Origin of the sequence: Streptomyces sp. YS-3, from assembly GCF_045257485.1 — a bacterium.
GTDB lineage: Bacteria > Actinomycetota > Actinomycetes > Streptomycetales > Streptomycetaceae > Streptomyces.
On record NZ_JBJHPC010000654.1, the window covers coordinates 1 to 3,762 of the forward strand.

At 72.0% G+C, this 3,762-nt stretch carries 3 protein-coding genes and 1 riboswitch; all 3 genes read right to left on the reverse strand.

The window, feature by feature from the left end:
* Positions 1 to 267: 267 nt before the first annotated feature.
* Positions 268 to 948 (reverse strand): transglycosylase family protein, encoded by a 681-nt coding sequence (locus ACJA3G_RS32650; RefSeq protein WP_406556648.1) that lies wholly within the window; start codon positions 946 to 948, stop codon positions 268 to 270.
* Positions 949 to 950: 2 nt separating this feature from the next.
* Positions 951 to 1,147, reverse strand: a riboswitch (cyclic di-AMP (ydaO/yuaA leader).
* A 259-nt stretch (positions 1,148 to 1,406) separates the two neighbouring features.
* Positions 1,407 to 2,393 (reverse strand): transglycosylase family protein, encoded by a 987-nt coding sequence (locus ACJA3G_RS32655; protein WP_406556649.1) that lies wholly within the window; start codon positions 2,391 to 2,393, stop codon positions 1,407 to 1,409.
* A gap of 132 nt (positions 2,394 to 2,525) precedes the next feature.
* The gene (locus ACJA3G_RS32660) at positions 2,526 to 3,761 is read right to left on the reverse strand and encodes a cytochrome P450 (RefSeq protein ID WP_406556650.1); all 1,236 of its coding nucleotides are present in this window, start codon (positions 3,759 to 3,761) and stop codon (positions 2,526 to 2,528) included.
* Between the last annotated feature and the right edge of the window lies 1 nt (position 3,762).

Here is a 3,762-nt window from a genome sequence, read left to right on the forward strand (position 1 = left end):
CCTGAGAGGTCGGCAATCGTCTGCGGGCCGGTGGGGGTTGCTCGCGCAGTTCCCCGCGCCCCTAAAAGGCCGTCGCTCACCCGCGGGTCGGTGGTGGGCGCTCGCGCAGTTCCCCGCGCCCCTAAAAGCTCGTCGCTCACCTGCCGGCCGGTGGGGGCTGGCCGCGCAGTTCCCCGCGCCCCTAAGGGTGCGGGCACCTACAGGGGCGCGGGGAACTGCGCGAGCAGCCACCCACGCCCCGCGGGCGCCTCCCCGGCCGGACGGGGCTCAGCTCAGGTGCAGCTGCTGGTTCACGTAGATCAGGTTCGCGTCCTTGACGACGTCCTTGTTCAGCTCGAACAGCTTCTCCCAGCCGCCCTTGACGCCGTGCGCCGAGGCGATGGAGCCCAGGGTGTCCCCGGCCTTCACCTTGTACTCGCCGTCGCCGGTCCTGACCGGCGCCGGACGGGACTCGCCGCGCGAGGCGGGGGCCGACTCGCGCTTCGGGGCGGGCGCCGCCTTGGGCGCGGTCTTCTTCGGCGCGGCCTTCGGCGTGGCCGAGGAGCCGGACGTGTCGACGTCGGCGGCCGAGCCACCGGCGGTCAGGTTGCCCGCGCCGGCGCAGGACCAGGCGCCCGGCCCCTGCATGGCGAGCAGCTTCTCGGCCGTGGCGATCTGCTGGCCCTTGCTGGCCAGGTCGGCGCGGGAGGCGTACTGCGTGCCGCCCGCCGCGGCCCAGGAGGACTGCGAGAACTGCAGACCGCCGTAGTAGCCGTTGCCGGTGTTGATGGACCAGTTGCCGCCGGACTCGCACTGGGCGACGGCGTCCCAGGTGGAGACGGAGGCGGCGGAGGCGGAGCCGGCGGCCATCAGCGGGGCGGCGACGGCGGCACCGGTGACACCGGCCAGCGTGACGACTCGGACGGCCTTGGACGGGCGGCGGTGCTTGCCCTTGCCGGAAAGCAGCATGGAGTTCTCCTCACCGACGCCTGCGAGGTGAGCTGTCGGGTTCGGGCGAGTGAGTGGCCCGGCCGCGCCAGTGGCGCGTCTTCACCCCAAGCCGTTCCCTGGCCGCTTCGTACGTCTCGCCGTATGGCGTACGTCCCTCAACGGCCGGGCCCGGCGCTTACCTTGGGTCCCCCGCTCCTGCCTACGGCGCATCGAGCGTCGACTGTTCCCCGCGACCGGCGGCAGGATTCGGCGTTTCCGGTCGAAGGGGCCCGTGGTGACGAGCGCTTCGACCGTAAACACACCAACCCCTGATGTTCAAAGGGGCACATCAGGGAGAAATCGCCCCTCCCGGCTCTTCCGTAACCGCCGTTTCCGCAGGTCGGGGGCGTAACGCCCGTACCGGACGGACAGGACAGGGCAGTTGACGGAAAGAGACCCTTGTCTCACTTGCACAGAAGTGGACATACGCCCCTGAACTACCCCTTGGCCGGGGCCGGGTTGTCCGTCTTCGCCGGGTTCAGATCAAGGTTCTGGCCAGGCAGGATGAGGTTCGGGTCGGCGCCGATCGTCTTCTCGTTCGCCTTGTAGAGCGCGGACCAGCCGCCCTCGACCTTGTGCGAGCGCGAGATGTCCCACAGGTTGTCGCCGGGGCGGACGGTGTAGTCGCCGTCGACGGCCAGCACATCGCCCGACTCGCGTGACGCGGCGTCACCGCGCGAGGCGTGACGCCCCGCTTCATGCGTGTTGTCCGTATTGCCCGGCTCGGTGGTCGCGGGGGTGCCGGTCTCGGCCGGGTCCGGGGTGCCGCGGTGCTTGCCGCCCGAGGCGGAACCGGTGCCCGTGCCGGCGGTCCCGGCCGGGGCGCTCGCATCGGCGGAGCCGGGCTTGCCGCTCGCACCCGTGGACGGCGCCGAGGGCGTCGTGGACGGCTTGGGAGCGGTGGAGGTCGAAGGGGACGGCGTGGTGGACGCCGGCGGCTTCTTCGCGGGCGCCGAGGGCGTGGCGGTGGTGTCCGGGGTCGCGGCCCCCTCCTCGGAGGGGACGTACGGCGAGGGGGTGGCGCCCGGGTCGACGGCCGGCGCGCCGCCGCCCGCGGTGAGCCCGGAGACCCCCGAGCAGCTGGTGAAGGCCTTCGGGCCCTTCGCCGCGAGCACCTTCTCGGCGACCGCTATCTGCTGCGCCCGGCTGGCCAGGTCGGCCCGCTCGGCGTACGCCGTGCCGCCGTAGTTCTGCCAGGTCTCCTGGGAGAACTGGAGCCCGCCGTACAGTCCGTTGCCGAAGTCGGCGCTCCACGCGCCGCCGCTCTCGCACTCCGCCACGCTGTCCCAGGTGGACGCGGTCGCGGCGCTCGCGCCGCTCGCCGCGAAGAGCGGAAGGGCGAGGGCCGAGCCGGTCACCCCCGCCGCGACGACGAGTGCGGGAGCCTGGCGGGGGCGGCGGTGCCGTCCGTTCCCGGAGCGCATGCTGTGGCCTTCCGTGTGACTACGTCTGTGACTGCCGGGCCGGGCGTTGCGCCTGGTTTGGCGAGTCGAGGGGTGAACGTAGCCGTACTCGAACGCTTGTCACAAGTCGATGCACCCGCGATAACGCCAAAGTCACAGTTTTGACGGACCGTCAGTTCCGGTGGGTGTGAACGCGACCGGAAGGGTGCGCAGTCCACGCATGATCAGGCCGCCCCGCCAGCGCAAATCGGCAGGATCCGCCGCCAGCCGCAGGTCAGGAAGGCGCCGCAGCAAGGTGGCCAGCGCGGTCCTCGCCTCCAGTCTGGCCAGGGGCGCGCCCAGGCAGTAGTGGATGCCGTGGCCGTAGCCCAGGTGCTGGTTGTCGCGGCGGCCGAGGTCGAGCGTGTCCGGGTCGGGGAAGCGGTCGGGGTCGCGGTCGGCGGCGGCGAGCACGACCAGCACCGGGTCGCCCGCGGCGATGTCCTGGCCCCCGATCGTCAGCGGGCGGGTGGCGAAGCGCCAGGTGGCCATCTCCACGGGCCCGTCGTAGCGCAGCAGTTCCTCGATGCCGGTGTCCAGCAGCTCCGACTCCCCGGCCGCGAGCGAGCTCTGCAGCCGTTCGCGCTGCCCGGGGTCGCGCAGCAGCGCGTACATACCGTTGCCGATGAGGTTGACGGTCGTCTCGAACCCGGCGAACAGCAGGATGAAGGCCATCGCCGCGGCCTCGTTCTCGGTGAGGTGCTCGCCGTGGTTGCTGGCGCGGATGAGGCCGGAGATGAGGTCCTCGCCCGGGTCCTCCCTCTTGCGGTGGATGAGTTCGAGGAGGTAGCCGCGCATCTTCTTCACCGAGCGGGCCACACCCCCGCGCGGGCCCTTGCCGTGCCGGATCATCATCCCGGCCCAGTCCCGGAAGTCGTCCTGGTCCTCGCGCGGCACGCCCAGCAGGTCGCAGATGGCGTAGATGGGCAGCGGGAAGGCGAACTCGTGGATGAGGTCGGCCTCGCCGCCGGCCGCGAACCGGTCGATGAGGCTGTCCGTCAACTCCTGCACACGGGGCGCGAATTCGGCGACCGTACGGGGAGTGAACGCCTTCGAGACCAGCCGCCGCAGCCGGGTGTGGTCCGGCGGGTCGATGTTGAGCAGATGCGTCATCAGCTCGGCCTTGCGCTCGCCCGGGATGCCCGTTCTGCCCCGGGCGTGCGCGGGCTCGTCGTGGTGCGCGGGGTTCTTGGAGAGCCGCTGGTCGGCGAGGGCCTGCCGGGCGTCCGCATACCGCGTCACCAGCCAGGCCTCGACCCCACTGGGGAGCGTGGTGCGGTGCACGGGGGCATGCTCCCGCAGCCAGCCGTAGGCGGGGTAGGGGTCGGTGGCGAACTCCCAGGTGAACATC